We start from the raw sequence: 26115 nt of genomic DNA, 5'->3' as shown, positions 1-26115 counted from the left end.
ACGGCGTGCCCCGCGAGGTCTCAGCTGCCCAGCAGAGCGTTGAGCACCTCCCGCACGCTGCCCCGCCCGCTGACTCGTCCTGCTCGCCGGCCGGCGCAGAAACCGCTGTGGTCGCCGGACAGCAGACGCGTACGCCGACGTCCGCCGCCACCGCCCCCGAAGCGACAACGGGGTGCTCGCCGTCAGCTGACGGCGGTGTTCGGCAGGCACAGGTGGCGGTGCCAGGAACTGGCTCAGGCCGCTCGACCTTGCGTTCGCTCTGCCGGTGGCGGAGGTAGGCCGCCTCTTACCGCCGCAGCATGCCGCGGCCGTCGCTCCGCTTTTGGGACCGGATCACCGGTCCGGGCCGAGCGACGTGCGAGAGACCAGCACCCGACGCGCCATCCACCGAATGATGAGAGCCGACTGATGCACTCTCCGAACGTCACCCATCCCCCCAAGCCCGGCCACGCCGCCCTGTCCGGGCTGGTCGGCAACACGCCGCTCCTGCACGTCAGTGAGCCCTTCGCTCCGGTCGGACGGGGGTTCTGGGCGAAGCTGGAAGGCTTCAACCCCGGCGGTATAAAGGACCGCCCCGGTCTGTACATGGTCGAACGCGCCCGAGCCCGTGGCGATCTGAAGCCCGGAGCGCGGATCATCGAGTCCACCAGCGGCACCCTCGGTCTCGGCCTGGCCCTGGCGGGCATGGTCCACGGCCACCCGGTCACCCTGGTCACCGATCCGGGCCTGGAGATGTCCATGACCAGGCTGCTCACCGCCTACGGCGCCCAGGTCAACGTCGTCTCCGAGCCCCACCCCACCGGCGGCTGGCAACAGGCCCGCCGCGACCGCGTCACCCAACTCATGAAGCAGCACCCGGATTCCTGGTGCCCGGACCAGTACAACAACCCCGACAACACCACGGCCTACACACCGCTCGCGCTGGAACTGGCCACCGAACTCGCCCACATCGACGTTCTGGTGTGCAGCGTCGGCACCGGCGGCCACTCTGCAGGCGTCTCCCGGGTCCTGCGGCAGCTCTACCCGGATCTGAGAGTCGTGGGCGTGGACACCGTCGGCTCCACGATCTTCGGCCAGCCCGCCCGGCCCCGGCTGATGCGCGGGCTCGGATCCAGCATCTACCCGCGCAACGTCGCCTACGAAAACTTCTCCGAAGTGCACTGGGTCGCCCCGGCCGAAGCGGTGTGGTCCTGCCGACAGCTGGCCGCCTCGCACTACGCGACCGGCGGATGGAGCGTCGGCGCGGTCGCCCTGGTCGCCGGATGGCTCGCCCGCGAGATGCCCGAGGACACCCGGATCGCGGCGATCTTCCCCGACGGGCCCCAGCGCTACCTCGGCACCGTCTACGACGACGACTACTGCGCGGCCCACGGTCTGCTCGACAGCCCGCCCACGGTCGAACCCGACGTGATCGGCCGCCTGGACGAGAAGGAAGTCACCCGATGGACCCGGTGTACGAGCGTGGTCGACCCGCTCACCCTCAGCAGCGACGACGTGCGTGACCGGACCGGTGCGGGGGAGGCTCGGTGAAGAGCACCTTCGCTCAGGTTCGCACCTACGAGCGCAGTGTCCAGCTGTTGATGGTCAACCAGTTCACCATCAACCTCGGCTTCTACATGCTCATGCCGTACCTCGCCACCCACCTGGCCGGCCCCCTCGGGCTGGCCGGGTGGCTCGTCGGTCTGATCCTCGGTGTCCGCAACTTCAGCCAGCAGGGCATGTTCCTGGTCGGCGGGACCCTGGCCGACCGGTTCGGGTACAAGCCGATGATCATCGCCGGCATGGTGCTGCGCATCGTCGGCTTCGCGACCCTAGGGCTCGTGGAGTCGGTCCCCGCGCTGATCGCCGCGTCCGCCGCGACCGGTCTGGCCGGTGCGCTGTTCAACCCGGCCACCCGCGCCTACCTGGCGGCGGACGCGGGGGAGCGGCGAGTGGAGGCGTTCGCGCTGTTCAACGTCTTCTACCAGGCCGGAATCCTCCTCGGCCCGCTGGTGGGAATGGCGCTGACCGGCATCGACTTCCGCGTCACCTGTCTCACAGCCGCCGGGATTTTCGCGGTCCTGAGCATCGTGCAGATCCGGGCCCTGCCCGCGCGCAGGGCTGACGACACGAAGTCCGGGGCGGACAGCCGCCGGGAGAGTGTCCTGGTGCAGTGGCGCGGCATCCTGGCCAACCGGCCGTTCCTGCTGTTCTCGCTCGCCATGGTCGGCTCGTACGTCATGACCTTCCAGGTCTATCTCGCGCTGCCGCTGGAGGTGCGACGTCTGGGCGGCGAGGGCGAGTTCGGCACGGCCGCGGTGGCGGTGCTGTTCGCCGTGTCCGGGCTCAGCACCATCCTGGGCCAGACGCGGGTGACTGCCTGGTGCAAGGCCCGTATGGAGCCCGGCCGCGCACTCGTGTGGGGCCTGCTGGCCATGGGGATGGCGTTCGTACCGCTGCTGCTGGCCACGGCTGTGCCGGTTCCGGACGGCGGGCTCGGACTGTGGCTGCTTGCCGCGGTGCCGCCCGCGCTATCCGCACTGCTGCTCGCCCTGGGCACGATGATCGCCTACCCGTTCGAGATGGACACCATCGTCCGTCTCTCCGGCAACCGCCTCGTCGCCACCCACTACGGCCTGTACAACACCATCTGCGGTATCGGCATCACCGTCGGGAACCTCCTTACCGGAGCCGCCCTTGACGCTGCCCGCAACGCCGGGATGTCCGCGCTGCCGTGGATCGTCCTGTCCCTGCTGGGCCTCGGCTGCGCAGCAGGGCTGTACGGACTCGACCGCACCGGCCGCCTCGCAACGCCAAAGTCCGTATCCGAGTCCGTACCCGCAACCGCCTGACCCGAACGGTCGCGGCAAGTGCGGGGGAGGCCGGGTGCCACCCGGCCTCCCCCGCACCAGGTCGACCCCCCACCTCGGGGGCACTGATGTGCCCCGGCCCAGCCGGTCACTGCGAACCCCGGGCGCCGCCGTGCCGACGGTAGCGAACCCCCTCGCCTTTAGGGCCACCCGAGCGCTCTCGTCTCGGTCTCAACGACCCCACTCAATAAGGAGCAACCGGTGTCCACCTCTCAGCTTGCCGACCGTCCTGCCACCCTCAAAAGTCCCGCACAGAGACCCGGGCGAGCGGCCCTGCGCAAGGCCCGTTCACGGAAGAGCGCCCTGCTTGCGCGATACCTCGGCTACGTCGGCTACTTCGTCGGGGCCGGACTGATCAGCGGCGCCGTGGTCCACCACCCACTCGACCCCACCCGTTACACCCGCATCGCCGGGTACGGAGTCTTGGTCTTCCTCGCCGCCACAGTCCTCAACGAATTCGTCCTCGCCCGGCACAAGCCGGCCCTGCCGCGGATGCTCGTCGTCATAGGAGCCTCGCTGCTGCTGTCCTTCGGAATCGGCATGCTGAGCGGCGGTCTCCAGCACTTCGAGGACTTCCCCGCGCGCGCGGCCGTCCTCATACCGGCCGGCATCGCACTGTCCTTCCTGGCATACGTGATCAAGGACGAAGGAACCTCTTGGCGCCGCGTCTTCGGCCTGGCCGGCCTCTCCGTCCTCATGGTGGTACTCATCAGCTTCTTCGGACTGCGCCAACTGGCGTCCGCGCTGTCCGAGCAGCCTGGCGCAGGTGGCCACAGCCACGGGGGCGGCACGGAACCTCAGTCCGAAGAGCAGCAGTCGCAGCCTGATCGGCCGGGCCCCGCCGGATCCCCGGAGGGGAGTGTCTCGCCGGCACCAGGGGAAACCCCAGCGGAATCTGGAATCGATGACGGGCACAGCCACTGACGCACTGGTGTTACGCGGCTGCTCTACGCGACGCGCGCTACTGGCAGGCCGAGGGCGTCTTGTGACCTCGCATGTCGTTTTGATGCTCAGTGCTGATGGCCGCCGACTTCGGTCTCGGCTGCCGGCTCGTCAAGCTGAGAGGTGTCGGCTGGCGCTCCGGCGTGGACGGTGAACGCCGCGGTGCGAACGGTGCCCTTGTGCTTGAAGTCGAGGAAGAGGCGATAGGCCGCAGGGCTGGGCGCGGTCGCGGTGAAGGAGACTTCCGGGCCGGACTCGGTGGTGCCGTCGCCGGGTTCGCCGTGGGGGTGGACGTGCAGGTAGGCGAGGTCGCCGGCGCGCAGCGCCACGAGGTGCCCGTACGCGCCCAGATAGGGCTGGAGGTCGGTGACCGGGCGCCCGTCCTTGCTGACCTTGAGCGTGAGTTCTTCCGCTGTACCGGGCCGGAGGTCGCCGTTCAGTGTCACGGAGTACCCGTCGACCGTGGTCGTGCGGGATGGCTTGGGCAGTTCTGCGGGCTTGTACGCCCCGGAGACGGCGAGGTCGGCCCCGAGTGTGAGGTTGGTGGCGTTCTTCGCCGCGGGGGTGAAGTCCGCGAAGACCCGGTAGTCACCGGCGGCGGGGAGGTCGACGGGTGTGCTCCAGGTGCCGTCCTTGGCCCTGGTGGGGTGCAGGTGCTCGTACGTGGCCAGGTCGCGTGAGGCGACGATGAGGTGGAGTTCCTTGTCGTGCTCTCGCTGGTAGGCGGTGACCTGTCGGCCGGACCTGTCGCGTACGGCGAAGCGCAGTTCGCTTGTCTTTGCCGCCTGCACGCGAGGGGTTTTGAGATCGAGGGTGTATCCGGCCTCGGAGATCTGGAGCCCTCCCGCAGGTGAGGCCGTGTGGCCGCCGTCGCCGCTCCCGCTCTCGGGTGGGGCGTCCTTCGCATGCCCGGCATGGGCGGCGGGTTCGGTACCGCCGGCGATCGGGGCCACGGAGCCGCCGAGCCCGTACGCGGCGCCGAACGAGGCTGCGAGTGCGGCGGTGAATGCGGTGATCTTCACTGCGGTGTTCATGGCTGCTCCCTCTGAGGTTCGTACCCGGCGGGCCTCTGGGTGGCCTCGCCCTCACGAGCTTATACCCCTAGGGGGTATAAGCGACCGTCTCTCGTGGTGCTTGCCAGAAATACACCCTGGGGGTATACATGGAATCAGCACTGATACCCCCTAGGGGTATAAGAATCCGAGGAGGAACTCATGTCCTGCTGTACTCCTGATGGCACCTGCTCGACCAGCACCGGCGAGGCTGCGACCGCCGTCACGGACGCCACCGTCACCGTCTACCGCGTCTCAGGCATGACCTGCGGGCACTGCAAGACCGCCATCACGAAGGCGGTCGGCGAGCTGGACGAGGTCCTGGCCGTCGACGTCGACGTGACCGCCTGCCTGGTCACCGTCACCACCAAGAACACGTCTGACGACGCAGCGATCGCGGCAGCGGTCGACGACGCCGGGTACGAGCTCACCGGCCGCGCCTGACCCGCGCGCCAGTCCACCGGCCGCCGGGGCCCTGTTCGCAGGCCGGGCCCCGGCCACCACCCCGTAGTTCCGTCCGAACGAGGAGCAGGAAATGTCCACCACGACTCAGGGCGCCGCCCAGGTCGAGCTCGCCATCGGCGGCATGACCTGCGCCTCGTGCGCGGCCCGTATCGAGAAGAAGCTCAACCGTATGGACGGGGTCGAGGCCACCGTCAACTACGCCACCGAGAAGGCGAAGGTCAGCTTCGCCGATGACATCTCGGTGCAGGACCTGATCGCCACCGTCGAGGCGACCGGTTACTCCGCCCAGGAGCCCGCCCTTCCGCGGGCCGACCAGGACGGAGCGACGGGCGGTCCGAGTGAGGACGAGAGCGCGGACATCGAGCTACGGCCCCTTCGCCAGCGGCTCGTCACCGCCGTTGTTCTCGCCGTACCCGTCATCGCGATGGCGATGATCCCGGCTCTGCAGATCGAGTACTGGCAGTGGCTCTCCCTCACCCTGGCCGCGCCCGTCGTCACCTACGCGGCCTGGCCCTTCCACCGCGCCGCGTTCACCAATGCCAAGCACGGCGCGGCCACGATGGACACGCTGATCTCGGTCGGTACGTCGGCCGCGTTCCTGTGGTCGCTGTGGGCGCTGTTCTTCGGGACGGCCGGCACGCCCGGCATGACCCACCCCTTCGAGTTCACGATCGCCCGCAGCGACGGCGCCGGGAACATCTACCTCGAAGCGGCGGCGGGCGTCACCGCCTTCATCCTGGCCGGCCGCTACTTCGAAGCCCGCTCCAAGCGCAAGGCAGGCGCCGCCCTCAAGGCACTCCTGGAACTGGGCGCCAAGGAGGTCACCGTCCTGCGCGACAGCCGCGAAGTCACCGTACCCACTGCGGACTTGCGGGTCGGGGACCGCTTCCTGGTCCGTCCCGGGGAGAAGATCGCCACGGACGGCACCGTGGTGGAGGGGTCCTCCGCCGTGGACGCTTCGATGCTCACCGGTGAGTCCGTACCCGTCGAGGTCTCCGTCGGGGACACGGTCACCGGCGCGACGCTGAACGCGGGTGGCCGCCTGGTGGTCCAGGCCACGCGGATCGGCGCCGACACCCAGCTGGCCCGGATGGCCAAGCTGGTCGAGGACGCGCAGAACGGCAAGGCCGCCGCACAGCGTCTCGCCGACAAGATCTCCGCGGTGTTCGTACCGATCGTCATCGGGCTCGCGCTCGCCACCCTCGGCTTCTGGCTCGGCAACGGCTCCGGTCTCACCGCCGCCTTCACCGCGGCCGTCGCCGTACTGATCATCGCCTGCCCGTGCGCCCTGGGCCTCGCCACCCCGACCGCCCTCATGGTCGGCACCGGCAGGGGCGCCCAGCTCGGCATCCTCATCAAGGGCCCGGAAGTCCTGGAGACCACGCGCAAGGTCGACACGATTGTCCTCGACAAGACCGGCACCGTCACCACCGGCAAGATGACACTCCTGAAGGTGCACACGGCCGACGGCACGGACGAGACCGACGTCCTGCGCCTCGCGGGTGCCCTGGAGCACTCCTCCGAGCACCCGATCGCCCAGGCCGTCGCCACCGGAGCGGCCGACAAGGTCGGTCCGCTCCCCACCCCCGAGGACTTCGCGAACATCCCCGGGCTCGGCGTTCAGGGCGTCGTCGACGGCCACGCGGTACTGGTGGGCCGCGAGAAGCTGCTCGCCGAGTGGGCCATGGAACTGCCCGCTGAGCTGCGGAGCGCCAAGACCGAGGCCGAGAGGATGGGAAGGACCGTCATCGCGGTCGCCTGGGACGGAGAGGCCCGCGCGGTCCTGGAGGTCGCCGACGCCGTCAAGGAGACCAGCGCCGAAGCGATCCGCCGCCTGCGTGACCTTGGCCTGACCCCCATCCTGCTGACCGGCGACAACAAGGCCGTCGCCGAGGCCGTCGCAGCCGAGGTGGGCATCGACGAAGTCATCGCCGAGGTCATGCCGCAGGACAAGGTCGATGTCGTCAAGAAGCTCCAGGCCGAGGGCCGCAGCGCGGCCATGGTCGGCGACGGCGTCAACGACGCAGCCGCCCTCGCACAGGCCGACCTCGGGCTGGCGATGGGGACCGGCACCGACGCCGCCATCGAAGCCGGCGACCTGACCCTTGTACGCGGAGACCTGCGGGCCGCCGCCGACGCCATCCGGCTCTCCCGCAAGACCCTCGGCACCATCCGCTCGAACCTCTTCTGGGCCTTCGCCTACAACGTCGCCGCCCTGCCGCTCGCCGCGGCCGGCCTCCTCAACCCGATGATCGCCGGAGCGGCCATGGCCTTCTCCTCCGTCTTCGTCGTCGGCAACAGCCTGCGCCTGCGTAGCTTCCGCGCCGCCGACTGAGGACGCAACATCGCGTCGGCGGGGCAGGCCATCCGGCCCTGCCCCGCCGACGCGATGTCACTAGCGCCGAGCGACGGTCCTGGATGCTGAATACCCGGCCAGTATTTGCACGGTGCTGGCCGTGCTCTTGCTGGGGTGGGGTCGTCTGGGAGGGCCCTGGCCTGCTTCAGCCGGCCGGTGCGCTGTTCGAGGGAGAGAGATGCGCGACTTCGTCTATCACGGCAGCGACGGTTGCCAACTGCATGCCACGGCGCTCGGGCAAGGACCGGGAATTGTCCTGCTGCACGGCGGCGGCCCCGACCGTTACAGCCTGCTGCCGCTTGCACGTTTGCTCGCCGACGATTTCAGCGTCGTCCTGCCCGACGTGCGCGGCTACGGCCGCTCGGTGTGCACTGACCCTGACCGTCACCACTGGGCCCAGTACACCGACGACGTCGAGGCCCTGCTGGGCCATCTCGGATGGCACCGGGCGGTAGTGGGAGGTACAGGGCTGGGCGGCACCGTTACATTGCGGGCCGCAGCGGCCTGCCCGGACAGCATCCGTGCCGCCGTGGTCATCAGCATGGAAGACATCGAGGACGACGCTGCAAAGGAAGCGGAGTCGGCGATGCTCGATGCGTTCGCCGTACGCGTGAACCAGCGCGGCATCGACGCGGCATGGGAGCCCATTCTGCCCATGCTGGCTCCCGTCATCGGGGCCCTCGTACGTGATGCCATTCCGCGTTCGCACCCGGCGAGCATCGCCGCCGCCTGTGCCATCGGCCGAGACCGGGCCTTCACCCAAGTCACCGAACTGGCTTCGATCACCGTGCCCACATTGGTCATTGCGGGTGCCGACGCACGCCACCCCGCAGCCCTGGCCAGCGAGGCAGCTCGCATCCTGCCGCACGGTCATCTCGCCGACGTATCCCTGTCAGCCAGCCTGGAAACGGCGGTTGACCTGGCCGAAGCTCTGGCACCAGCCATCCGGGACTTTCTGATCACACATCGCTGACCGTGCACACAGCGTGTCTGGCCTCGGAGACAAGCACTGCGACGGACTTCGGCAAGAACGATCACGAGGCCGGACTGCTGTACTCCATGTCCTGGTGCACCTGGGCCTGCACAGTCCGTGAGTTCGATCTCTGCGGTCCGAGCTGATCTTAGGGAAGCGGGTGCGGCCCGGCTCGGACCGCAGGCGCAGCGGTAGGCCGTCCCGGCGGCACCTACTATGAGTTCGCAAATACGCTGAGGAAGGAACGGGGTCATGCGACGGCTGGGGGATCTGGAGGCGGAGATCATGGACCGTCTCTGGGCGTGGGACCGTCCGGCGACCGTCCGCGAGATCGTTGACGACATCAACACTCAGCGGCCTGTTGCCTACAGCACCGTGATGACGGTGACCAACATCCTCCACAGCAAGGGCTGGCTGCTGCGCGACAAGAAGCAGGGGCGGGCCTGGCTCTACACGCCGGTCCGCAGCCGTGAGGCATACGCGGCGGCGCTCATGGAGGACGGCCTGGGCGCCAGCACCGACCGCCCCGCCACTCTTCTTCACTTCGTCGAAAACATGTCGGAGGAAGAGGTGGCCGCGCTGCGTGAAGCGCTGCGGACTGTCGGTATGCAGGCCGAGGAATGAACGCGGCACCGGCCCTGATCGGCTACATGGCCATGGTCGGTTTCGCTGCGCCCCCACTGATGCAGCGCAGCAAATGGCCGCACCGAGCACCTGTCCTGGCGGTGCTCGTGTGGCAGGCCCTGGCGCTGTCGTTCTCCCTCTCGGCCGCGCTTACGGCGTACCACCTCGCCACTCCCACGGAACATCTTCACGCTGGCTTCGTTGGTGTGCTGCACGCGTGCGGACTGCATGATGGCGTCGGCAGGCCGGACCCTGGCACCGCGGAACAACTGGCAACCGCTCTGCCGGGAGTCGTTCTGCTGTCGCTGTTCGGCAGCTTCGTATGGCATGTGGTGCGAGCGCGCAGGGCGCGTAACCGGCACCGGAGAACCCTGGACATCGTGGGCTACCGCTCGGACCGCCTGCACGCGACGGTGCTTCCGTACGGCGCCCCGGCGGCCTACTGCCTGCCCGGGCACGCTCCTCGAATCGTCGTCAGCGATTCGGCTGTGCGGCTGCTCTCGGCTCGGCAGCTCGACGCTGTCCTGGAACACGAGCGGGCCCACGTAGCGGGCCGCCACCATCTGGTGCTGGCGACAGCGGAGGCATTCGTTTCAGTGTTCCGGTGGGTGCCACTGGCACGGCACGCCAGGGAACAGACCGCACTCCTGCTGGAGATGATCGCCGACGACCGCGCGGTGCGTACGCACTCGCATGCCGTCTTCGCCACCGCGATGTACGAGATGGCGGCGGTGCGCGCCCCGCGGGGCGCCTTCGCGGTGGGCGGCCACACCGTGCTCATCCGCTTGCGCCGCGTTCTGGGACCGGACGGTGATCCTCACCCCGTCGTCATCGGCGCTGCGGCTGTCGCTGCCGCTGTTGCCCCGCTGCTTCCCCTGCTCCTGGCGTGCCCGCCGAACCTCGCCTGACGTCGCCCGCACGATCTCACGGGGCGCCGGGGCGCTTTCACTGAAGCGGTCTTCGGATCTCGCCAGTTCGCTTGTGGTGCGTCAGCTGATCCGTACGCCCCACATGAAGGGCATTCCGCTGCGGGCGATGGACTCGTACCGTACTTGAGCGCCGGGCTTGGGGGAGTGAAGTATCTGTCCGTTGCCGGCGTAGAAGCCGACATGGCTCAGGTCGCTGCGCATGATGATGAGGTCGCCGGGCTTGAGGGCGCTCAGGGAGTTGATGCGGGTTCCGGCGTTGGCCTGCGCTTGGGAGGTGCGAGGCAGGGAGACCCCGGCCTGGCGGAACGCCCAGGAGGTCAGTCCGGAGCAGTCGAAGGAGTTCGGGCCGGTCGCTCCCCAGACGTAGGGCATGCCGACGCGGCTCTTGGCCGCGCTGAATGCCGAGGCGGTGCGCTGGGACGCGCTGGCTTCATTGCCGAGGTCGACGCGGTCGCTGGAGCGGTTGGCGCGGTCCTCTTCATCGGTGATCTTCGCGCGCTCCTTGGCGGTCAGCGTGTTCAGCAGCCTTTGCGCCTCGGCCAGCTTGCCCTGGATCTCCTTCTTCTTGGTCCCCAGTTCCTTGCGTGTGTCGTCGAGATCCTTCAACTTCTGCGATGCCTGGCTGCGCTGCTGCTGGAGCGCACGCTGCTGCTTCAGGTACTGCTCCAGGGCGGTGGCTTGCCTGGAACTTATGCGGTCGAGACCTGACGCCTGCTCCAAGTAGGCGTCAGGATCCGCTGAGAGGAAGAGCTGTACCGACGGGTCCAGTCCACCGGACCGGTACTGTGCCGCCGCTGCCGCTCCCAGGTTGCCGCGCAGCTCATTGAGTTCAGCCTGCTTGCGCGCGGTCGCCTCCTGCAGATTGGTGACCTGCTTCTGGAGCCCGTCGGACTTCTCCTTCGCCCCGTTGTACTTTTCGGTAGCCTGCGTGGCTTCCTCGTACAGGCGGTCGACCTGAGCTTTGACGCCCTTCTTGTTCGGGTCGGGAAGGGGGTCGGCCGAAGCCGACTGTGTCGACAGGGCGACGGCCGCCGCTGCTGTCACGGAGAGCGCGGTCGCGAAGCTCCGGGTTTGCTGCTTAGGACGACGGTGGGACGCCACTGAGGCGAACTCCTTCTTGCTCAACCCGCCTGTCCAGCGAGGGACGACGCCCCCGCCTGACCCGCCTGAAGGTGGCGGATGTGGCGGCACCCCCCGCTGCCGCCCCGGCTGAGCGGCCGACCGTGCAGAGGTTCGAGGCATCACACTAATCTGTTAAGTAGCTTAGTTTCAATGTCGTCGCCGTAAGCTCAGCCCGCTTGCAGTGCATGTAGAGGCTCGTCGGTGTGGGTTGACCCGTCGGCATGGTCCTGTCGGCAGGCTGAGAAGAGGTCTCCGTGCACCGCCCACCGGACGGGGCACAGCAGTTATGCCAGCGCCGGCCAGCGGGCTGGTGCTACGGATGTACCGGCCTCGGAAGCGGGCGAGGCCGGCTTTCCTGGTTCCGTCAGCGCGCCCCTACCGACCAGGGCCAGTGCTACGCGGAGCGGCGCGAAGTGCGGCCACGGAGGCGATTACGGAAACAGCTGCCAACGCTCCGAACAATTGGGGGTACCCGCCCAGCCGTATCGCCAGTGCAGCTCCTGCGAAGGGGGCGAGGGCGGAGGCGGTGGTGGTCGGTGCCGCCAGGAGTCCCGACAGACGGCCGTAATGGGTGGTGCCCCATCGGTCGGTGATCGCGGTGGCTTGGAGCAGGGTGAGGTTGCCGCGGACCATTCCGGCGATGATCGAAAGAGCGATCAGGAGGGCGTACGGGCCGGGGGTGATCGCGAGTGCGGCGGTGGTGAGGCCGCCGAGGGCGATCAGTGTGGTGGTGCGGGCGGTGACTGCGGTGCGGCGGGCGAGGGTTGCGTACAGGGTGCGTCCGAGGGTCTGTCCTGCGCCGCCCAGTCCCAGAGCCCATGCCGCCTCACTGGTCGAGTAGCCGCGTTCCAGGAGCAGGGGGACGAGGGCGACGACCACGGCGGACACGGCGAAGGCGGAGAGCGTGAGTGCCACCGCGAGCACGCGGAACGGGCGGCTGCGGGCCTTCTTCCGCGGATGCTCCGGCATGCGCCACCGAGGGGGATGGCGCGGGGGGCCATGGGGCTCTGAGCGCCAGGGCGTGGGCGGGGATGGTGACGGCGGCGAGGACGACGGCGAGCACGGCATAGGTCGCGCGCCAGGAAAGGTGTTCGGCCAGTGCTGCGGTGAGGGGTGCGAAGAGGGTGGAGGCCAGTCCGCCGGCAAGGGTCACGATGGTCAGTGCGCGGACGTGGTCGGGGGCCCACCAGCGGGTGATGGCGGCGAAGGCGGGCTGGTAGAAGGTGGCCGCCATGGCGAAGCCCGCCAGTACCCAACCGGCGAAGAAGACCGGCAGGTTCGGGGCGGCGGCGATGACGAGGATGCCGAGTACGCCGACCACGGAGCCGGCTGTCATGACGGTACGGGGGCCGCGGTGGTCGATGATCCGGCCCACGCGTATTCCGGCGAAGGCGGAGATGAGCAGGGCGAGGGAGAACGCTGCCGTGGTCGCCCCGGCCGACCAGCCGGTGTCTGCGGTGATCTGGGGGTTGAGGACGGGGAAGGCGTAGAAGACGATGCCCCAGCTGGTGATCTGTGTGGCGCACAGGGCTGGGAGTACGGCGCGGGGCCGCGACCGGTCCCCTGTTCCGGTCGCGGCCCCGCAGGCGTCGGTCTCGGTCACGCGCAGCAGCCACCGGACGGCGCGGGCTCCTCGGCACTCGCAGCGGAGGCGGGCGAGGAAGCACCGATCTGCACCAGAGCGGGTGCCGGAGCGCAGCAACCGCCGCCGTCCGCCTCTCCCGCAGAAGGATCGTCGAAGAGCCCGGCGCCGCCGCAGACTCCGGTCTCAGGCAAAGTGAGCTCGACGCGGTCGGCGGACTCCACGTCACCGGCGAGGGCTGCGGTGATGGAGCGGACCTGCTCGTATCCGGTCATGGCGAGGAAGGTGGGGGCGCGGCCGTAGGACTTCATGCCGACGAGGTAGAGGCCCTGCTCGGGGTGGGACAGTTCGCGGTGGCCGTGGGGATAGACGGTGCCGCAGGAGTGCTGGTTGGGATCGATCAGCGGGGCGAGCTCCACCGGTGCCTGAAGGCGCTCGTCCAGACCAAGGCGGAGCTCGGACAGGAACGACAGGTCGGGGCGCAGCCCGGTCAGGACGATGACTTCGTCCACCGGGTCGAGGCGGCGCCCGTCCTCAGCCACCAGGGTCAGGCGCTCGTCGTCACTGCGCTCGATGACTTCGGTGCGGAAACCGGTGACTGCATCGGCATACCCGTTGTCGACAGCGGCCTTCGCCGCCAGGCCCAGGGCGCCACGGGCGGGGAGCTGGTCTGCGCTGCCGCCGCCGAATGTGGAGCCGCTGACCCCACGTCGCAGGATCCAGACGGAGTGGGTGCCGGGTTCGTCCTTCGCGATGTCCGCGAGCGTGGCGAGAGCGGTGAAGGCGGAGGCACCGGAGCCGATGACGGCGGTGCGCTTCCCGGCGTACCGGGCGCGGACGGCGGGGTCCTTGAGGTCGGGGATGCGGTAGGAGATCCGCGCCGAGGCAGCGTGCTCGCCGAGGGCGGGAAGTCCGTCGGCGCCGATAGGGCTGGGGGTGGACCAGGTGCCGGAGGCGTCGATCACGGCTCGGGCGAGAATCCGCTCCTCGGTGCCGTCCGCGCTCTTGATGCGCACGGTGAAGGGCTGCTGCTCACGGTCGGCGTCGACGATGCGGTCGCGGCCGAGGCGGGAGACGCCGGTGACGGTGGTGCCGTAGCGGACCTTGTCGCCGAGGAGGTCGGCGAGCGGCTGGAGGTACTTCTCCGCCCAGTCCGCGCCGGAGGGGTAGGTGTCGCCGTCGGGCGCAGTCCAGCCCGTGGGGGACAGGAGCTTCTCGGCGGCCGGGTCCACAACCTCGGACCACGTCGAGAACAGCCGCACGTGCCCCCACTCGCGCACCGCGCTGCCCGCTGTGGGGCCGGCCTCCAGGACCAGGGTTTCCATACCGTGCCCGGTGAGGTGGGCGGCGGCAGCCAAGCCGGCGGGGCCAGCTCCGATCACCACGGTGGGCAGGGCGGTGGTGGGCGCGTTCACGGTGACTCCCCAGATTGTTTCGACGTCCGTCGATGGCTTGCACGGCCAGCATGGCACCTGTATTGATAGACGTCAACATAGACATTCGTCGAACCCGGACTGGTGTGAGTGCGTGATGGAGCAATTCGATGTTGTGGTGATCGGCGGCGGGCAGTCCGGCCTTGCTGCTGCCGAAGCTCTGGTGGGGGAGGGGCTTCGGCCGGTCGTTCTGGAAGCCTCGCACCGTGCGACCGGTTCGTGGCCGCGGTATTACGACAGCCTCACGCTGTTTTCCCCGGCGCGGTTCAGCGCCCTCCCGGGCCTGCCATTCGGCGGGAACGGAGACCGCTATCCCCACCGGGATGACGTGGTTGATTACCTGAGCCGCTACGCGGACCGCCTGGATGTCGAAGTCCGTACGCGTACCCGCGTCGTCAGCGTGACAATCGCCGACGGCCGGAGGGTAGAGGCGGCCGGAATCGTCGCGGCCACGGGCGCTTTCGGTAATCCACTGCTGCCCGCCCTGCCTGGCCAGGAGGGCTTCACCGGTGAGGTGGTGCACGCCGCCGACTACCGCCGCCCCGCACCGTATGCGGGCAAGAGGGTCATTGTCGTGGGGGGAGGCAATACCGCTGTCCAGGTCGGCTACGAACTCGCGGAAGTGGCTGACGTGACGCTCGCCAGCCGCAACCCCGTGCAGTTCCTCGCACAGATACGGGAGGGCCGGGATGTGCACCACTGGCTGACGTCCACCGGGTTCGACCAGCTGCCGCCGGCCTGGCTGATCCACTACATCGGTGGCACCCTCGTCCTGGACGGCGGTCGCTACCGGAAGGCCCTGGAGAGCGGTTACCTGGCCAGGCGCGCGATGTTCACCGCCCTCGAAGGCGACGCGGTCGTTTGGGGCGATGGCAGCCGCGAGAAGACCGACACCGTGCTGCTGGCCACCGGATACCGGTCCAGCCTGGACTATCTCAAGCCGCTCGGCGCCCTGGACGCCGACGGCATGCCGCTGCACCGCGGCGGACTGTCCCTGACCCATCCCGGCCTGGTCTACCTGGGCCTGGAATTCCAGCGGTCCTTCGCCTCCAACACTCTGCGCGGTGTGGGCCGCGACGCCGCATACGTCATTCCTCCCCTAGCCGCCCACATCCGCAAGGCACCGGCCGCCGCCGGCCTTTGAGCCGCCGGCCCGCGAGGCTGGGGGCGGGTCAGGGGCAAGATGCCCCCCGCCCCGCCCCCGGCCCGGCCGGCTCGCAGGGGCGTGGGCTGCCACCCCTCGCCCGCTGATTCGATGTGTGTCAACATAGGCATATGTCGAATCTCAGGTCGTTGCCCGTGCTGGAGCAGGCTGTCGTGCCGTGCTGCCCGCCGCTGACCGAACGGCCCTTGAGTGCGGAGGAGGCCGAGCGGACGGCGAAGATGTTCAAGGCGCTCGGTGACCCGGTCCGCCTGCGCCTCTTTTCCGCTGTCGCGTCGCACGAGGGCGGCGAGGCGTGCGTCTGCGACATCTCCGACGTGGGCGTCTCCCAGCCGACGGTCTCCCATCACCTGAAGAAGCTGCGGGAGGCTGGCCTGCTCAGTTCTGAGCGGCGCGGAACGTGGGTCTACTACCGCGTGGAGCCCTCTGTCCTCGCGGCCATGGGGCAGCTGCTGTCTGCCGCCGCCTGACCTCCCTGGCAGGCCCGCCATCCGCTGCGGGTAAAAGGCCGGTGTGGTGTCAGTGGCCGCAGGGATGATGTTCTGATGAGCATCGATATCGAATGGGCCCGGGCCGAGTTGGCCAGCTTCCTGAAGCTGACCGAGCTGTACTCGCCGCCCGATCCACCTGGCGTGGTCGTCTTCAGCAGCCGCCTGGCCAACCGCGGCGGAGGCCGCGAGATCGTGGCGAGTGCCCAGGTCGTGGAACAGATCCTGGACCGGGTCCTGCCGCGATGGCGCACTGAGGTTCCCGACGACCGCAACAAGTCCGTCAACCGCTGGTGCCAGCACCGTGAAGCGGTCCAGCGTGCTGACGCTGTCCTGCTGCGGGAGGCGGAGGTGCGCGAGCGGCTCGGGGACGACGCACCCCAGGTCAGTGCGGCGGCCATGCACCGGTGGGTGTGGGATGGGGCCAGGTCCCTGTGGCGGAGCGGGCACTTCCGTGAGGCGGTCACCGCCGCCGCCAGGAAGGTCAACGCCGAGACCCAGAACAAGGTTGCACGCCGCGACGTGAGCGAAACCGCCCTGTTCCAGAGTGTGTTCTCCAAGGACGCGGCCAAGCTCGGTCAGCCTCGCCTTCGTCTGATGGCGGACGACGGCAGTGACACCTTCCGCAGTGTGCACCGCGGTGCGATGTCCTTCGCCGAGGGCTGCTTTGCGGGCATCCGGAATCCCAACAGCCATGAGGACGGGCTGCCGGAACTGCCGGAGCACGAAGCCCTGGAACAGCTCGCGGCCTTCAGCGTCCTGGCGCGCTGGGTGGACGCCGCAGCCCTCGACGAACCCTGATTCCGCCCGGGGAAGCGTCAGCCCAACAGGGTGGTGATGTCGCGGACGGCGTCCCGGGCTGGGCGGCCGACGCCGATCAGCGTGGCCGAGGCGGGTCCCGTCCAATCGCCGTAGCCGAGGAGATGCAGGCGCGGTTCGTCCACCGCCCGGGTGCCGTGGGTGGGGATGTGGCCGCGATCGCCGCGCAGGCCCAGCGGGGCGAGGTGAGACAGGGCGGGCCGGAAGCCAGTGCACCAGATGACCGCTGCGGCTTCCGCTCTCGTTCCGTCCGCCCACTCCGCACCGTCCTCGGTGAGCCGGGCGAACATCGGCTGTGCCTTGAGGAGGCCGGCATCCCGTGCGGCGCGGACCGGTGCGACGGCGACGATGTCGCCCAGCGAGGCGACGCCTCCTGTGTCCGTGTCCCCGGTGTCCACGGCGCGGCGGCGGGCGGTGGCGGCGTCGAAGAGTGCGCGGCCGTCGATGTCGTCGGCCAGGAAACGCGCAGGCCGTTGGGTGACCCAGGTCAGGTCCGTGTGCGCTGCGAGGTCGGCGGCGATCTGTGCCCCGGAGTTGCCTCCTCCGACAACGATGACCCGCTGCCCTGCGAACTCGCGAGGGCTGCGGTACTGCACGGTGTGCAGCTGGCGGCCGGCGAACGTCTCGCGGCCGGGGACGGCAGGGAGAAAGGGCCGCCACCAGGTCCCGGTCGCCGAGACGACCGCGCGGGCGGACCAGGCACCCGTGTCCGTCTCCACCCGCAATCGCTCACCATCACGGCGTACGGCCTCTACTTGGACCGGCCGCTGAACGGGCAGGGCGTAGCGCTCTTCGTACGCGGACAGGTACCGGACGACGTGATCCGCGTCCGGGTACTCCGCTCCGTCCTGGACGGGCATCAGCCAGCCCGGGAGGGAGGAGTATGCGGCCGGGGAGAACAGGCGGAGGGAGTCCCATGTGTGCTGCCACGCGCCGCCTGTTGTGGGCTGGGCGTCGAGGATGACGAAGTCGAGGTTCTGGCGACGCAGGTAGTAACCGGCGGCGAGCCCTGCTTGGCCGCCGCCGATCACCACTACATCCACCGCTCGCGTCACGAGGTCACCACCGTACCGAAGCTGGGCACCTCGGCTCCCGCCGCATCCCTGCGCAGCGTTCCCCCCACCATCGGCCGGATGATGACGCGGGCCGAAGTGCAGGCAGCGGGGTGTGGGCGAGAGCCGAGGCTGTGCATCAGTGCTGTGTGGTGCTGGTAGTGAGCGCGGATGAGGTGTACTTCTTCCGCCAGGCCAGGGACACGTAGACCAGCGCGATCAGGACCGGGACCTCGATCAGCGGGCCGACGACGCCGGAAAGCGCCTGGCCAGAGGTCACGCCGAAGGTGCCGATGGCCACCGCGATGGCGAGCTCGAAGTTGTTGCCCGCCGCGGTGAAGGCGAGGGTCGCGGTGCGGTCGTAGGCCAGGCCGATGGCCTTGCCGATAAGGAAGGTGCCGAAGAACATGATCGCGAAGTACACGAGGAGCGGCAGCGCGATGCGGACCACGTCCAGCGGCTGCGAGGTGATCGTCTTTCCCTGGAGGGCGAAGAGGATGATGATCGTGAAGAGCAGGCCGTACAGGGCCCAGGGGCCGATCTTCGGCAGGAACTTCGCCTCGTAGGACTCGCGGCCCATCCTCTTCTCGCCCAGGCGTCGGGTGAGGAAGCCGGCGAGCAGGGGCACGCCGAGGAAGATGACGACGTTCAGGGCGATCTTCCACATGGAGATGTCGAGCGTCTCGCCTTCGCCCAGGCCGAGCCAGCCCGGCAGCAGGTCGAGGTAGAGCCACCCGAGCAGGCCGAACGCAATGACCTGGAAGACCGAGTTCAGGGCCACCAGGACGGCGGCTGCCTCGCGGTCGCCGCAGGCCAGGTCGTTCCAGATGATGACCATGGCGATGCATCGGGCCAGGCCGACGATGATCAGGCCGGTGCGGTACTCGGGCAGGTCAGGCAGGAAGATCCAGGCCAGCGCGAACATGACGGCCGGGCCGATGAGCCAGTTGATGACCAGCGAGGAGACCATCAGCTTGCGGTCGCCGGTGACCGCGTCGAGCTTGTCGTAGCGGACCTTGGCGAGGACCGGGTACATCATGATCAGCAGGCCGACGGCGATGGGCAGGGAGATGCCGCCTATTTCCACCTTCGCCAGTGCGTCGTTCAGGCCGGGAATCAAACGGCCGAGGCCGAGGCCCAGGGCCATGGCCAGAAGGATCCAGACGGCGAGGAAGCGGTCCAGGGTGGACAGCTTCTGGACGACCGAGGAGTCCTCGGTCGTCGCGGGTGCTTCGGTGGGGGTCACGGACAGGCCCTCTTGTTCTCGGCGGCGTTGCTGGCGGACTCGGCCAGGTCGGTGAACTGGCCGGCGAGCTGGGCGATGACGTCGGGTCGGAGCTTGTAGTACGTGAAACGACCGCACGGCTCGGTCTCCACCACACCCGCCTCGCGCAGCACTCTCAGGTGGTTGGAGAGGTTGGTCTGCCGGGCGCCGGTCTCCTCCACCAGGTGGCTGGCACACAGCGTCTCGCGGGCGAGCAGAGTCACGATCTGGAAGCGGAGCGGATCGCCCAGCACCCTGATCAGTTCAGTGTCGACTGACGTCATCATGTACTGATACTTTCACATCAGTGGCCGCTGATGCCATCGGGCGCTGATGTCACTTGTGCCTGAACTGATCGTGAGACGAGAGAGACCTCCTGATGCCCGAGAAGCCCTCTGTGCTGTTCGTCTGTGTCCACAACGCCGGCCGCTCTCAGATGGCCGCCGCGTGGCTGACTCACCTGGCCGGGGACCGCGTCGAGGTCCGCTCCGCAGGCTCGAACCCGGGCGACGCGGTGAACCCGGCCGCCGTCGATGCGATGGCTGAGGTCGGCATCGACATCTCCGCCGAGACTCCGAAGATCCTCACCGTCGACGCGGTGAAGGAGTCGGACGTCTGCATCACGATGGGCTGCGGCGACACCTGCCCCGTCTTCCCGGGCAAGCGCTACCTGGACTGGAAGCTTGAAGACCCGGCCGGTCAGGGTGTGGAAGCTGTGCGCCCGATCCGTGACGAGATCAAGGTCATGGTCGAGGGCCTGATCGCCGAGATCGCCCCGGAGAAGACGGCATGAGCGCGGACATACGCAACGTCATCGTCATCGGCTCCGGCCCATCCGGCTACACCGCCGCGATGTACGCCGCGCGCGCCCAGCTGAAGCCTGTCGTGTTCGGCAGTTCGATCTTCGTCGGGGGTGCGCTCACGACCACTACCGAGGTGGAGAACTTCCCCGGCTTTCCGCAGGGAATCGACGGACCGGTCCTCATGGAAAACATGAGGGCCCAGGCGGAGCGCTTCGGAGCCGAGATGATCGACGACGACATCGTCTCCGTCGACCTGACCGGTGACGTCAAGGAGCTCACGGACAGCGAGGGCACCGTTCACCGGGCGAAGGCCGTGATCGTCTCGACCGGCTCCGGCTACCGCAAGCTCGGCCTGCCGAACGAGGACGCACTCTCGGGCCGTGGCGTCTCCTGGTGCGCGACCTGCGACGGCTTCTTTTTCCGTGACCGGGACATCGTCGTGGTCGGTGGCGGCGACACCGCGATGGAAGAGGCCACCTTCCTCACGCGCTTCGCCAAGTCGGTGACCGTCGTCCACCGGCGTTCGGCCCTGCGGGCCTCCCAGGTCATGCAGAACCGCGCTTTCGCCGACGAAAAGATCTCCTTCGTCTTCGATAATGAGATCGCCGAGATCAAGGAAGAGAACGGCATGCTTGCCGGGGTCGTGCTCCGCGACACCTTCACCGGCAAGACCCGGGACCTGGATGCGACGGGCTTGTTCATCGCGATCGGCCACGACCCGCGCACCGAACTCTTCCAGGGTCAGTTGGAGCTGGACGCCGAGGGCTACCTCAAGGTCGAGTCTCCCTCTACCCGCACGAACATCCCCGGCGTCTTCGGCGCGGGCGATGTCGTCGACCACACCTACCGTCAGGCCATCACCGCTGCCGGTTCCGGCTGCGCGGCAGCCCTGGACGCCGAGCGCTACCTTGCTGCCCTCGCCGACGCCGAGAAGACCGCCGAGCCGGCCCTGGCTGCGGCCACTGTCTGACTGACCCGATAGGCAAGGAGGCTCCGATGGCCCTCAAGAACGTGACCGACGATTCCTTCGAAGCGGACGTCCTCAAGAGCGACAAGCCCGTCCTTGTCGAGTTCTGTGCGGCTTGGTGCGGACCCTGCCGCCAGCTTGCGCCGTCCCTGGAAGCGATCGCGGCCGAGCGCGGCGAGAAGATCGAAATCGTCAAGCTCAACATCGACGAGAACCCGGCCACGGCCGCCAAGTACGGTGTCATGTCGATCCCGACGATGAACCTCTACGTCAACGGCGATGTCGCCAAGACCATCGTCGGCGCCAAGCCGAAAGCCGCGCTCGAACGCGACCTCGGCGACGCCATCGTCTGACCGGGCATCACGCTGGCCCAGCGTGGTGCTGGATCCGCCTACCGCTCCGTCCCGACCGACGACCGAGCCGTAGCTTGTGCCTCTCAGCGTTTTCCGTGTCAGCGAAGATGGGAGTTGCTCGCTACGGAAAGTAGCTGCGCGAAGGTGAGGGGCGGTAGGCCGAAATTCCAAGATCACGAAGATCCGGCGATGGCAAGAGCGATCGTTCCCCCGGGCTCCTCTGCGGCAGCTCTTGCGTGAGGCGGTGGTGCGGCGAACGCCGCACGGTTCCCGTTGCAGTCGGATCGAGCAGGATCCAGGCGGACGGAAACGGGGCACTTTGTCCGTTGTTTCGGCATCGTTGCAGGTGAGAGGCGTCACTTGGATGGGTTCGAGTCCCACCCGCCCCACCAGTAGTCACCCCGAGGAAACGTTCTGACCTGCGGAAACGCGGTTTTCGCGGGATTGGGTGTCCCGAATCGGTGTGGCGAACGTGTGCCGTTTTGTGTCCCCTGTGAGGGTCAAGAGGTCTGTGACCTGGGGTTTTGTTCGAGTCTTCGATGGGGTGCGTGGTGAAGGCTCCCCACGGCTGCTGAGGCAGCCGCCCTGCCTCACCGCATCGACATCATCCGCTCGGTATGTGGCTCGTGGCCGCCGGCTCGGAGGCCCGGGGCGGGTCCTCTCCGTCTCGTGCTCGATGATCTGCCGCCGCGAATGTTGGTGATGTATCGTAGTTATGTACATCATGGACTCAGGGTGAGGGGTGGCTGATATGTCTGTGACCCAGGTCGATCTCGATGACGAGGCGCTGGCTGAGGCGATGCGTCTCATGGGTGTCTCGACGAAGAAGGAGACGGTCAACGGGGCTCTGCGGGACTACGTGGCGCGCATCAAGCGACTGGAGGCCGCCGAGAAGCTGGCCGCGCGAGGTGAGCGGGGCGAGTTCGAGGCTGCGGCTGCGGCGCATGCGGCGGCCAAGCAGGCCCGGCGGGCAGCCTTCGAGTGATCACATACCTCCTCGACACGTCCGCCCTCTGGCACCTCTTTCGTACACCGGGGGCATTGCGTCCCTGGGAGGGGCACATCGCTGCGGGTGTGTTCCATATCTGCGAGCCCACGAGGGCGGAGTTCCTCTACTCGGCCACAAGCCCGGCTCATCGGGACGAGTTGGCCGAGGAGCTGGATGACCTCTGCCATCTCGCCACGGTTCCCAAGAGTGCGTGGCGCTGGGTCGACGCCGCGCAGTACAAGCTCACCCAGCGAGGGCAGCACCGTGCCGCCGGAGCCATCGACCTCCTGGTGTGTGCGACGGCGGTCCATCACGGTCACACGGTGCTTCACGTGGACAACGACTTCGCCACGGTGGGGGCGGTCCTGAAGGAAGTGCAGCAACGAGACGTGCGCGCCTGACTGAGCTGCCCTGAGTTTCGTAGCGGCCGGGGTTTTCGTGGTTTCAGGCGATGTTCGTGGTCGTCCGGGATTGGTGGCGTCGGGCCTCGATTTCTTCGGGTGGGAGGTAGCCGAGGGCGGAGTGCAGGCGTTCGGTGTCGTACCGGCCGATCCACTGGACGACTGCGCGTTCGACATGGTCAGCGTCGCGCCACGGGCCGTGGTGGTCGATCAGCTCGGCTTTGAAGGAGCCGTTGAGGGCCTCGCCCATCGCGCCGTCATAGCTGTCGGCGACGGAGCCGACGGACGCGGTCGACGGCTTCGAGGTGTTCGTGGATGGGGCGGATCTCCGCGACGAGGTGGTCGTCGCGCGCCGCCGACGTGCGGACTTCGGACGCCGGCAGCGGGCGTTGCAGGCGGAGACCGACAGGTTCAGTTCCCAACCGACGGGCTTGACCCCGAAGCCGTCGCGGAGGTGGTTGATCAACGCGTCGGCCTCGTGCGGGGCGTGTTGCATCAACCGGTTGAGCTCGCCCAATACGTGTCCATCCGCAACGGCGAGCGCCTGGTCGAGGCCGGCGCGAGTGGCGCGCACGGAGCGGGCCGCGCTCGGTCGGCTGAGTCGTGTCGGCGGTAGCCTGCTCGACGTGCTGCAGAGATATGTCGAGTTCCGCCTTGCTTCGAAGGACATTTCCACCATTCGATTCGGCGTGTCGCCAGGGCACGAGATCGTCCACGCGGTGCGGGCCCTCAGTCGACCGCAGGAGCAGCCGCTGCAGTGGGGATGGCTGCGCGCCGTTCGCGACGATGTCCCGCGGGAGTCCCTCGAGTTGCTGCGCCTGGTCGTGGGCGAAACCGGGTACGCGCCCGATCTGTTCACGTCGGCCGCGTCGTGGGATCTCACGCCTGAGGATGAGATCGAGCGGCTGCGACAGGCGCCGCTCGAGCCGATCTCGGTTGATCTGCACAAGCGCGCGGTCCGCAGCGCCGGCATCGCGCGGGCCGCGCTGGAGAGGATGGCGGCCGATCCCGCGAGGATCCGCGTCATGATCGTGCGCCACGTCGAGGCGCTCTGGGAGGCCGCGCTCGCGCCGTACTGGGCGCAGATCGAACGCATTCTTCATGCGGACATCGGCTCTCGGGTGCGGCGGATGACTGCGGAAGGTCTGGCCGGGATGGCGGCCGATCTCGGCGAAGGTGTCGAGTGGAGCGCCGACACCGTGCGCGTGCGGATGGAACGACACGAGGAGATCGTCGACTGCCAGGGGCAGGGCCTCGTGCTCGTGCCGTCGTTCTTCGGGCGCCACTGCGCTGTGCTCACCGAGCCGCCTGCGCAGCCGACGCTGTTCTACCCCGCGCTCGGTGTGTCCGAGGTGTGGCATCGTGCCGATTCGACGGATGCGCTGGCGGGCCTGCTAGGGGAGAGCCGGGCCGCGGTGCTCGTCGCGGTCGGCGAGTCGCTGTCGACGACGGAGACCGCAGGAGAGGCCGGGATCGCGGCTTCCACTGCATCCCACCACCTTGACGCCCTGCGCGCCGCCGGGCTCATCGCGTCCCGGCGTGCCGGGCGGCGTGTGCTGCACGCGCGCACGCCGCTCGGCGATGCGCTTGTCCACCGGGTCTGACGCGGTGGACAAGCGCATCCGTGGCCGGCGCGGGGGTTACCGCCCGGGAACGAGGTCCGGTCCCGCGCCGTGCTCGGCGACGTACGCCTCCGGACCCTGCTGGGCTGCCTGGGGCTCCATGTAGAGGAACTCGAGGACGTTGCCGTCCGGGTCCTCGAGGGAGCGCCCATACATGAACCCGTGGTCCTGCGCGGGGCGCGGCTCACGGCCGCCCGCGGCGACACCGGCGTCGACGGTCCCGTCGACGTGGTCCCGCGAGTCGCGCGAGAATGACAGCAGCACCTGGGCGACCGTGTGCGGGTCGGCGATCTGCTTGTCGGTGAACTGCGAGAAGTGCCCGTGAGTGAGGACCATGAAGTTCGTGTTCCCGTCCCAGACGACGCACGCGGCGTTCTCGTCGGTGAACATCGGGTTGATGGCGCAGCCGAGCGCCGTGTAAAAGGCCTTGCTGCGATCGAGGTCGGTTGTGGTGATGTTGACGAAGATCATGAGGTCTCCTGATATCGGACGGCCGGGTCCTGCAGTTGCCGAGATCAGGCTGGCACCAGGGGCGTGGGCATCCAATCGATTCGACGTGCATCGAAAGGTCACGGTGCCCGGTCCATTGATCGGGAGCGTCGACCGGGCTGACCCGGCCACCTCAGTGGAGGGCGACCCGCGGGCTCTGCGGTCACAGGGCCGGCGTCGTTGCCGAGGCTGAGCGAGAAGCGCGCTTGTGATGTTGACCGCGACCGGATCACGGTCGCGGTCGCGCGTTCGGTCAGCAGGAAGGCCAGACAGATCACGTCTTAGCCAGCTTCTGCGGCAGATGGCATCCCAGAGGGCCTCCACCACGGAATGTAACCGTGAGTATTGGGCAGCGATCGGCCGTAGCTCGTGAAGTCCACCGCAGTGCGGAGGCGGTCAACGGTACTGAGGGCGAAACTCTCCCTGTGCTCCTCGGGGGCGGTGCTTGCCTAAGGCGGAGATGGGAGCGGTGTTGCGAACGCCTAACCGATGCCCATCCGAGCAGGGTCGAGGGGGACGCAGCCGGATGGAAACGGGTGGCTATGTCCGCTATCTCGGCATCGTCGCAGGTGAGAGGCGTCACTCGTTTGGGTTCGAGTCCCACCCGCCCCACCCAGCATCCCCAGGCAGAATCGTTCTGACCTGGGGAGACGTGTTTTCCGGGGGCGTTTTCGCGTGTGGCGGTCGCCTCGCGGTGGTGCGGCAAACGTGGGGCTTCCGGCCGTCAGGGTACGCCTCGCACGGCTGTGACCTGGGCTTTTGTGGTGCCGCGTCCGGTGGGAGGGATGTGGCTGCTCCCACGGCCTTCGTCTGAACGGCGACACGTCCTCGGCCACGGGGCGCCCCCAACGGGAGGAGCCCCGCGCACAGGCCGCCGGCGTCCGGGAGACCGCGCTGGTCCATCGAGCCCGGGGAGTCCGCACGGCAGGTGCAGCCGCTGTCCCGGAGCAGCCGGTGCTTGGTCGACGGGCGCCGCCTTCGGCTCGCCGGTTATGCCGTGTGGTGCATGACGGCCGGTTCCGGTTGCACTGGTGCCCGTCCGTGGTGTGAGCACGGCCGAGTGGCAGAACGTGTCTCTGGACGCCGTGGACCTTCATCGACGCGATCCACGTGAAGATCCGCAACGGCACGGTGGCCGGCCGGCCCGTTTGCGTGGCTCCGCCGTCGGACGGCCGGCGGGGCATCCTCGGGCTGTGCGGGTCGGCGACGGCGGCGAGGGCGCCAAGCACTGGATCCACATCGTCACCGAGATCAAGAACCGCGGCGTGAACGACGTACTCATGCTCGTCCGCGACGGGCTGAAGGGCCTACCCGACGCGGACGAGACCGTCCGGCCCCGCAGGGCCGTGCAGATCTGCCCACGCCACACAGGATCTTGGA

The 26115-nt window shown here is 68.5% G+C and carries 25 protein-coding genes and 2 pseudogenes; 18 read left to right on the top strand and 9 right to left on the bottom strand.

The window, feature by feature from the left end; genetic code table 11:
- The first annotated feature begins 408 nt into the window (after window positions 1-408).
- From HED23_RS27450 to HED23_RS27440, 3 genes are all read left to right on the top strand, one after another.
- Window positions 409-1530, top strand: a complete 1122-nt coding sequence (locus HED23_RS27450) for a PLP-dependent cysteine synthase family protein (RefSeq protein WP_203186054.1) — start codon at window positions 409-411, stop codon at window positions 1528-1530.
- The gene (locus tag HED23_RS27445) at window positions 1527-2831 is read left to right on the top strand and encodes an MDR family MFS transporter (RefSeq protein WP_203186053.1); all 1305 of its coding nucleotides are present in this window, start codon (window positions 1527-1529) and stop codon (window positions 2829-2831) included. The genes HED23_RS27450 and HED23_RS27445 overlap by 4 nt, the downstream gene beginning before the upstream one ends.
- 219 nt (window positions 2832-3050) lie before the next feature.
- Window positions 3051-3773 carry a hypothetical protein gene (locus tag HED23_RS27440; protein WP_203186052.1) on the top strand — a complete coding sequence of 241 codons (723 nt, stop codon included), beginning with the start codon at window positions 3051-3053 and terminating at the stop codon, window positions 3771-3773.
- Window positions 3774-3859: 86 nt separating this feature from the next.
- Here HED23_RS27440 and HED23_RS27435 read toward each other — a convergent pair whose 3' ends face one another.
- A complete protein-coding gene (locus HED23_RS27435) occupies window positions 3860-4825 on the bottom strand; it encodes a hypothetical protein (RefSeq protein ID WP_203186051.1) in 966 nt (321 codons plus the stop codon).
- 180 nt (window positions 4826-5005) lie between these two features.
- Between HED23_RS27435 and HED23_RS27430 the strand changes: the two genes are divergently transcribed.
- The 5 genes from HED23_RS27430 to HED23_RS27410 all read left to right on the top strand — a co-directional run bounded on the left by HED23_RS27430 (window position 5006) and on the right by HED23_RS27410 (window position 10169).
- Window positions 5006-5287 (top strand): heavy-metal-associated domain-containing protein, encoded by a 282-nt coding sequence (locus HED23_RS27430; RefSeq protein ID WP_203186050.1) that lies wholly within the window; start codon window positions 5006-5008, stop codon window positions 5285-5287.
- Window positions 5288-5378: 91 nt separating this feature from the next.
- Window positions 5379-7643: a heavy metal translocating P-type ATPase gene (locus HED23_RS27425; RefSeq protein WP_203186049.1), complete on the top strand. Its 2265-nt coding sequence runs from the start codon at window positions 5379-5381 to the stop codon at window positions 7641-7643.
- Between the two features lie 199 nt (window positions 7644-7842).
- The gene (locus HED23_RS27420) at window positions 7843-8637 is read left to right on the top strand and encodes an alpha/beta fold hydrolase (RefSeq protein WP_107411320.1); all 795 of its coding nucleotides are present in this window, start codon (window positions 7843-7845) and stop codon (window positions 8635-8637) included.
- A 252-nt stretch (window positions 8638-8889) separates the two neighbouring features.
- On the top strand, window positions 8890-9261 hold the full coding sequence (locus tag HED23_RS27415; RefSeq protein ID WP_055643687.1) for a BlaI/MecI/CopY family transcriptional regulator: 372 nt from the start codon (window positions 8890-8892) through the stop codon (window positions 9259-9261).
- Window positions 9258-10169: a M56 family metallopeptidase gene (locus HED23_RS27410; RefSeq protein ID WP_203186048.1), complete on the top strand. Its 912-nt coding sequence runs from the start codon at window positions 9258-9260 to the stop codon at window positions 10167-10169. The genes HED23_RS27415 and HED23_RS27410 overlap by 4 nt, the downstream gene beginning before the upstream one ends.
- An 81-nt stretch (window positions 10170-10250) precedes the next feature.
- Here the strand turns inward: HED23_RS27410 and HED23_RS27405 are convergent, their stop codons facing one another.
- The 3 genes and pseudogenes from HED23_RS27405 to HED23_RS27395 form a co-directional block, all read right to left on the bottom strand.
- Complete coding sequence (locus HED23_RS27405; RefSeq protein WP_203186047.1) at window positions 10251-11291, bottom strand: C40 family peptidase; 1041 nt, start codon at window positions 11289-11291, stop codon at window positions 10251-10253.
- Between the two features lie 396 nt (window positions 11292-11687).
- Window positions 11688-12915, bottom strand: a pseudogene (locus HED23_RS27400) (MFS transporter).
- Window positions 12912-14309, bottom strand: coding sequence for an NAD(P)-binding domain-containing protein (locus HED23_RS27395; RefSeq protein WP_203186046.1), 1398 nt, complete (start codon window positions 14307-14309; stop codon window positions 12912-12914). The pseudogene HED23_RS27400 and the gene HED23_RS27395 overlap by 4 nt, the downstream one beginning before the upstream one ends.
- A gap of 115 nt (window positions 14310-14424) precedes the next feature.
- Between HED23_RS27395 and HED23_RS27390 the strand changes: the two genes are divergently transcribed.
- The 3 genes from HED23_RS27390 (at window position 14425) to HED23_RS27380 (ending at window position 16778) form a co-directional block, all read left to right on the top strand.
- Complete coding sequence (locus HED23_RS27390) at window positions 14425-15471, top strand: flavin-containing monooxygenase (RefSeq protein ID WP_203187650.1); 1047 nt, start codon at window positions 14425-14427, stop codon at window positions 15469-15471.
- A 131-nt stretch (window positions 15472-15602) separates the two neighbouring features.
- On the top strand, window positions 15603-15959 hold the full coding sequence (locus tag HED23_RS27385) for an ArsR/SmtB family transcription factor (protein WP_109879344.1): 357 nt from the start codon (window positions 15603-15605) through the stop codon (window positions 15957-15959).
- A gap of 75 nt (window positions 15960-16034) precedes the next feature.
- Complete coding sequence (locus HED23_RS27380; protein ID WP_055643694.1) at window positions 16035-16778, top strand: TIGR02391 family protein; 744 nt, start codon at window positions 16035-16037, stop codon at window positions 16776-16778.
- Window positions 16779-16795: 17 nt separating this feature from the next.
- On the opposite strand, the gene HED23_RS27375 is transcribed toward HED23_RS27380, so the two are convergent.
- The 3 genes from HED23_RS27375 to HED23_RS27365 all read right to left on the bottom strand — a co-directional run bounded on the left by HED23_RS27375 (window position 16796) and on the right by HED23_RS27365 (window position 19399).
- Complete coding sequence (locus tag HED23_RS27375; RefSeq protein WP_203186045.1) at window positions 16796-17851, bottom strand: ArsO family NAD(P)H-dependent flavin-containing monooxygenase; 1056 nt, start codon at window positions 17849-17851, stop codon at window positions 16796-16798.
- A gap of 136 nt (window positions 17852-17987) precedes the next feature.
- Window positions 17988-19094 (bottom strand): ACR3 family arsenite efflux transporter, encoded by a 1107-nt coding sequence (gene arsB / locus HED23_RS27370; protein WP_203186044.1) that lies wholly within the window; start codon window positions 19092-19094, stop codon window positions 17988-17990.
- Window positions 19091-19399, bottom strand: coding sequence for an ArsR/SmtB family transcription factor (locus HED23_RS27365; protein WP_203186043.1), 309 nt, complete (start codon window positions 19397-19399; stop codon window positions 19091-19093). The genes arsB and HED23_RS27365 overlap by 4 nt, the downstream gene beginning before the upstream one ends.
- 92 nt (window positions 19400-19491) lie before the next feature.
- On the opposite strand from HED23_RS27365, the gene HED23_RS27360 reads away from it, so the two are divergent.
- The 5 genes from HED23_RS27360 to HED23_RS27340 all read left to right on the top strand — a co-directional run bounded on the left by HED23_RS27360 (window position 19492) and on the right by HED23_RS27340 (window position 22624).
- A complete protein-coding gene (locus tag HED23_RS27360) occupies window positions 19492-19905 on the top strand; it encodes an arsenate reductase ArsC (RefSeq protein ID WP_203186042.1) in 414 nt (137 codons plus the stop codon).
- On the top strand, window positions 19902-20885 hold the full coding sequence (gene trxB / locus HED23_RS27355; RefSeq protein WP_203186041.1) for a thioredoxin-disulfide reductase: 984 nt from the start codon (window positions 19902-19904) through the stop codon (window positions 20883-20885). Before HED23_RS27360 ends, trxB begins: the two co-directional genes overlap by 4 nt.
- Window positions 20886-20911: 26 nt before the next feature.
- Window positions 20912-21235 (top strand): thioredoxin, encoded by a 324-nt coding sequence (gene trxA / locus HED23_RS27350; protein WP_203186040.1) that lies wholly within the window; start codon window positions 20912-20914, stop codon window positions 21233-21235.
- A gap of 751 nt (window positions 21236-21986) precedes the next feature.
- Window positions 21987-22220: a type II toxin-antitoxin system VapB family antitoxin gene (locus HED23_RS27345; RefSeq protein WP_015577068.1), complete on the top strand. Its 234-nt coding sequence runs from the start codon at window positions 21987-21989 to the stop codon at window positions 22218-22220.
- Window positions 22217-22624, top strand: coding sequence for a PIN domain nuclease (locus HED23_RS27340; RefSeq protein ID WP_203186039.1), 408 nt, complete (start codon window positions 22217-22219; stop codon window positions 22622-22624). The genes HED23_RS27345 and HED23_RS27340 overlap by 4 nt, the downstream gene beginning before the upstream one ends.
- A 43-nt stretch (window positions 22625-22667) precedes the next feature.
- Here the strand turns inward: HED23_RS27340 and HED23_RS27335 are convergent, their stop codons facing one another.
- On the bottom strand, window positions 22668-23141 hold the full coding sequence (locus tag HED23_RS27335; RefSeq protein ID WP_203186038.1) for an integrase core domain-containing protein: 474 nt from the start codon (window positions 23139-23141) through the stop codon (window positions 22668-22670).
- 109 nt (window positions 23142-23250) lie between these two features.
- Between HED23_RS27335 and HED23_RS27330 the strand changes: the two genes are divergently transcribed.
- Window positions 23251-24228 (top strand): ArsR/SmtB family transcription factor, encoded by a 978-nt coding sequence (locus HED23_RS27330; protein ID WP_238442118.1) that lies wholly within the window; start codon window positions 23251-23253, stop codon window positions 24226-24228.
- Between the two features lie 36 nt (window positions 24229-24264).
- Here the strand turns inward: HED23_RS27330 and HED23_RS27325 are convergent, their stop codons facing one another.
- Complete coding sequence (locus HED23_RS27325; protein WP_203186036.1) at window positions 24265-24717, bottom strand: VOC family protein; 453 nt, start codon at window positions 24715-24717, stop codon at window positions 24265-24267.
- Window positions 24718-25790: 1073 nt separating this feature from the next.
- On the opposite strand from HED23_RS27325, the pseudogene HED23_RS27320 reads away from it, so the two are divergent.
- Window positions 25791-26102 (top strand): annotated as a pseudogene (locus HED23_RS27320) (transposase); the annotation flags it as partial.
- Window positions 26103-26115: the final 13 nt, after the last annotated feature.

Source organism: Streptomyces pratensis, from assembly GCF_016804005.1.
GTDB classification, from domain to species: domain Bacteria; phylum Actinomycetota; class Actinomycetes; order Streptomycetales; family Streptomycetaceae; genus Streptomyces; species Streptomyces pratensis_A.
This window is presented reverse-complemented; position numbering and strand designations above follow the sequence as displayed.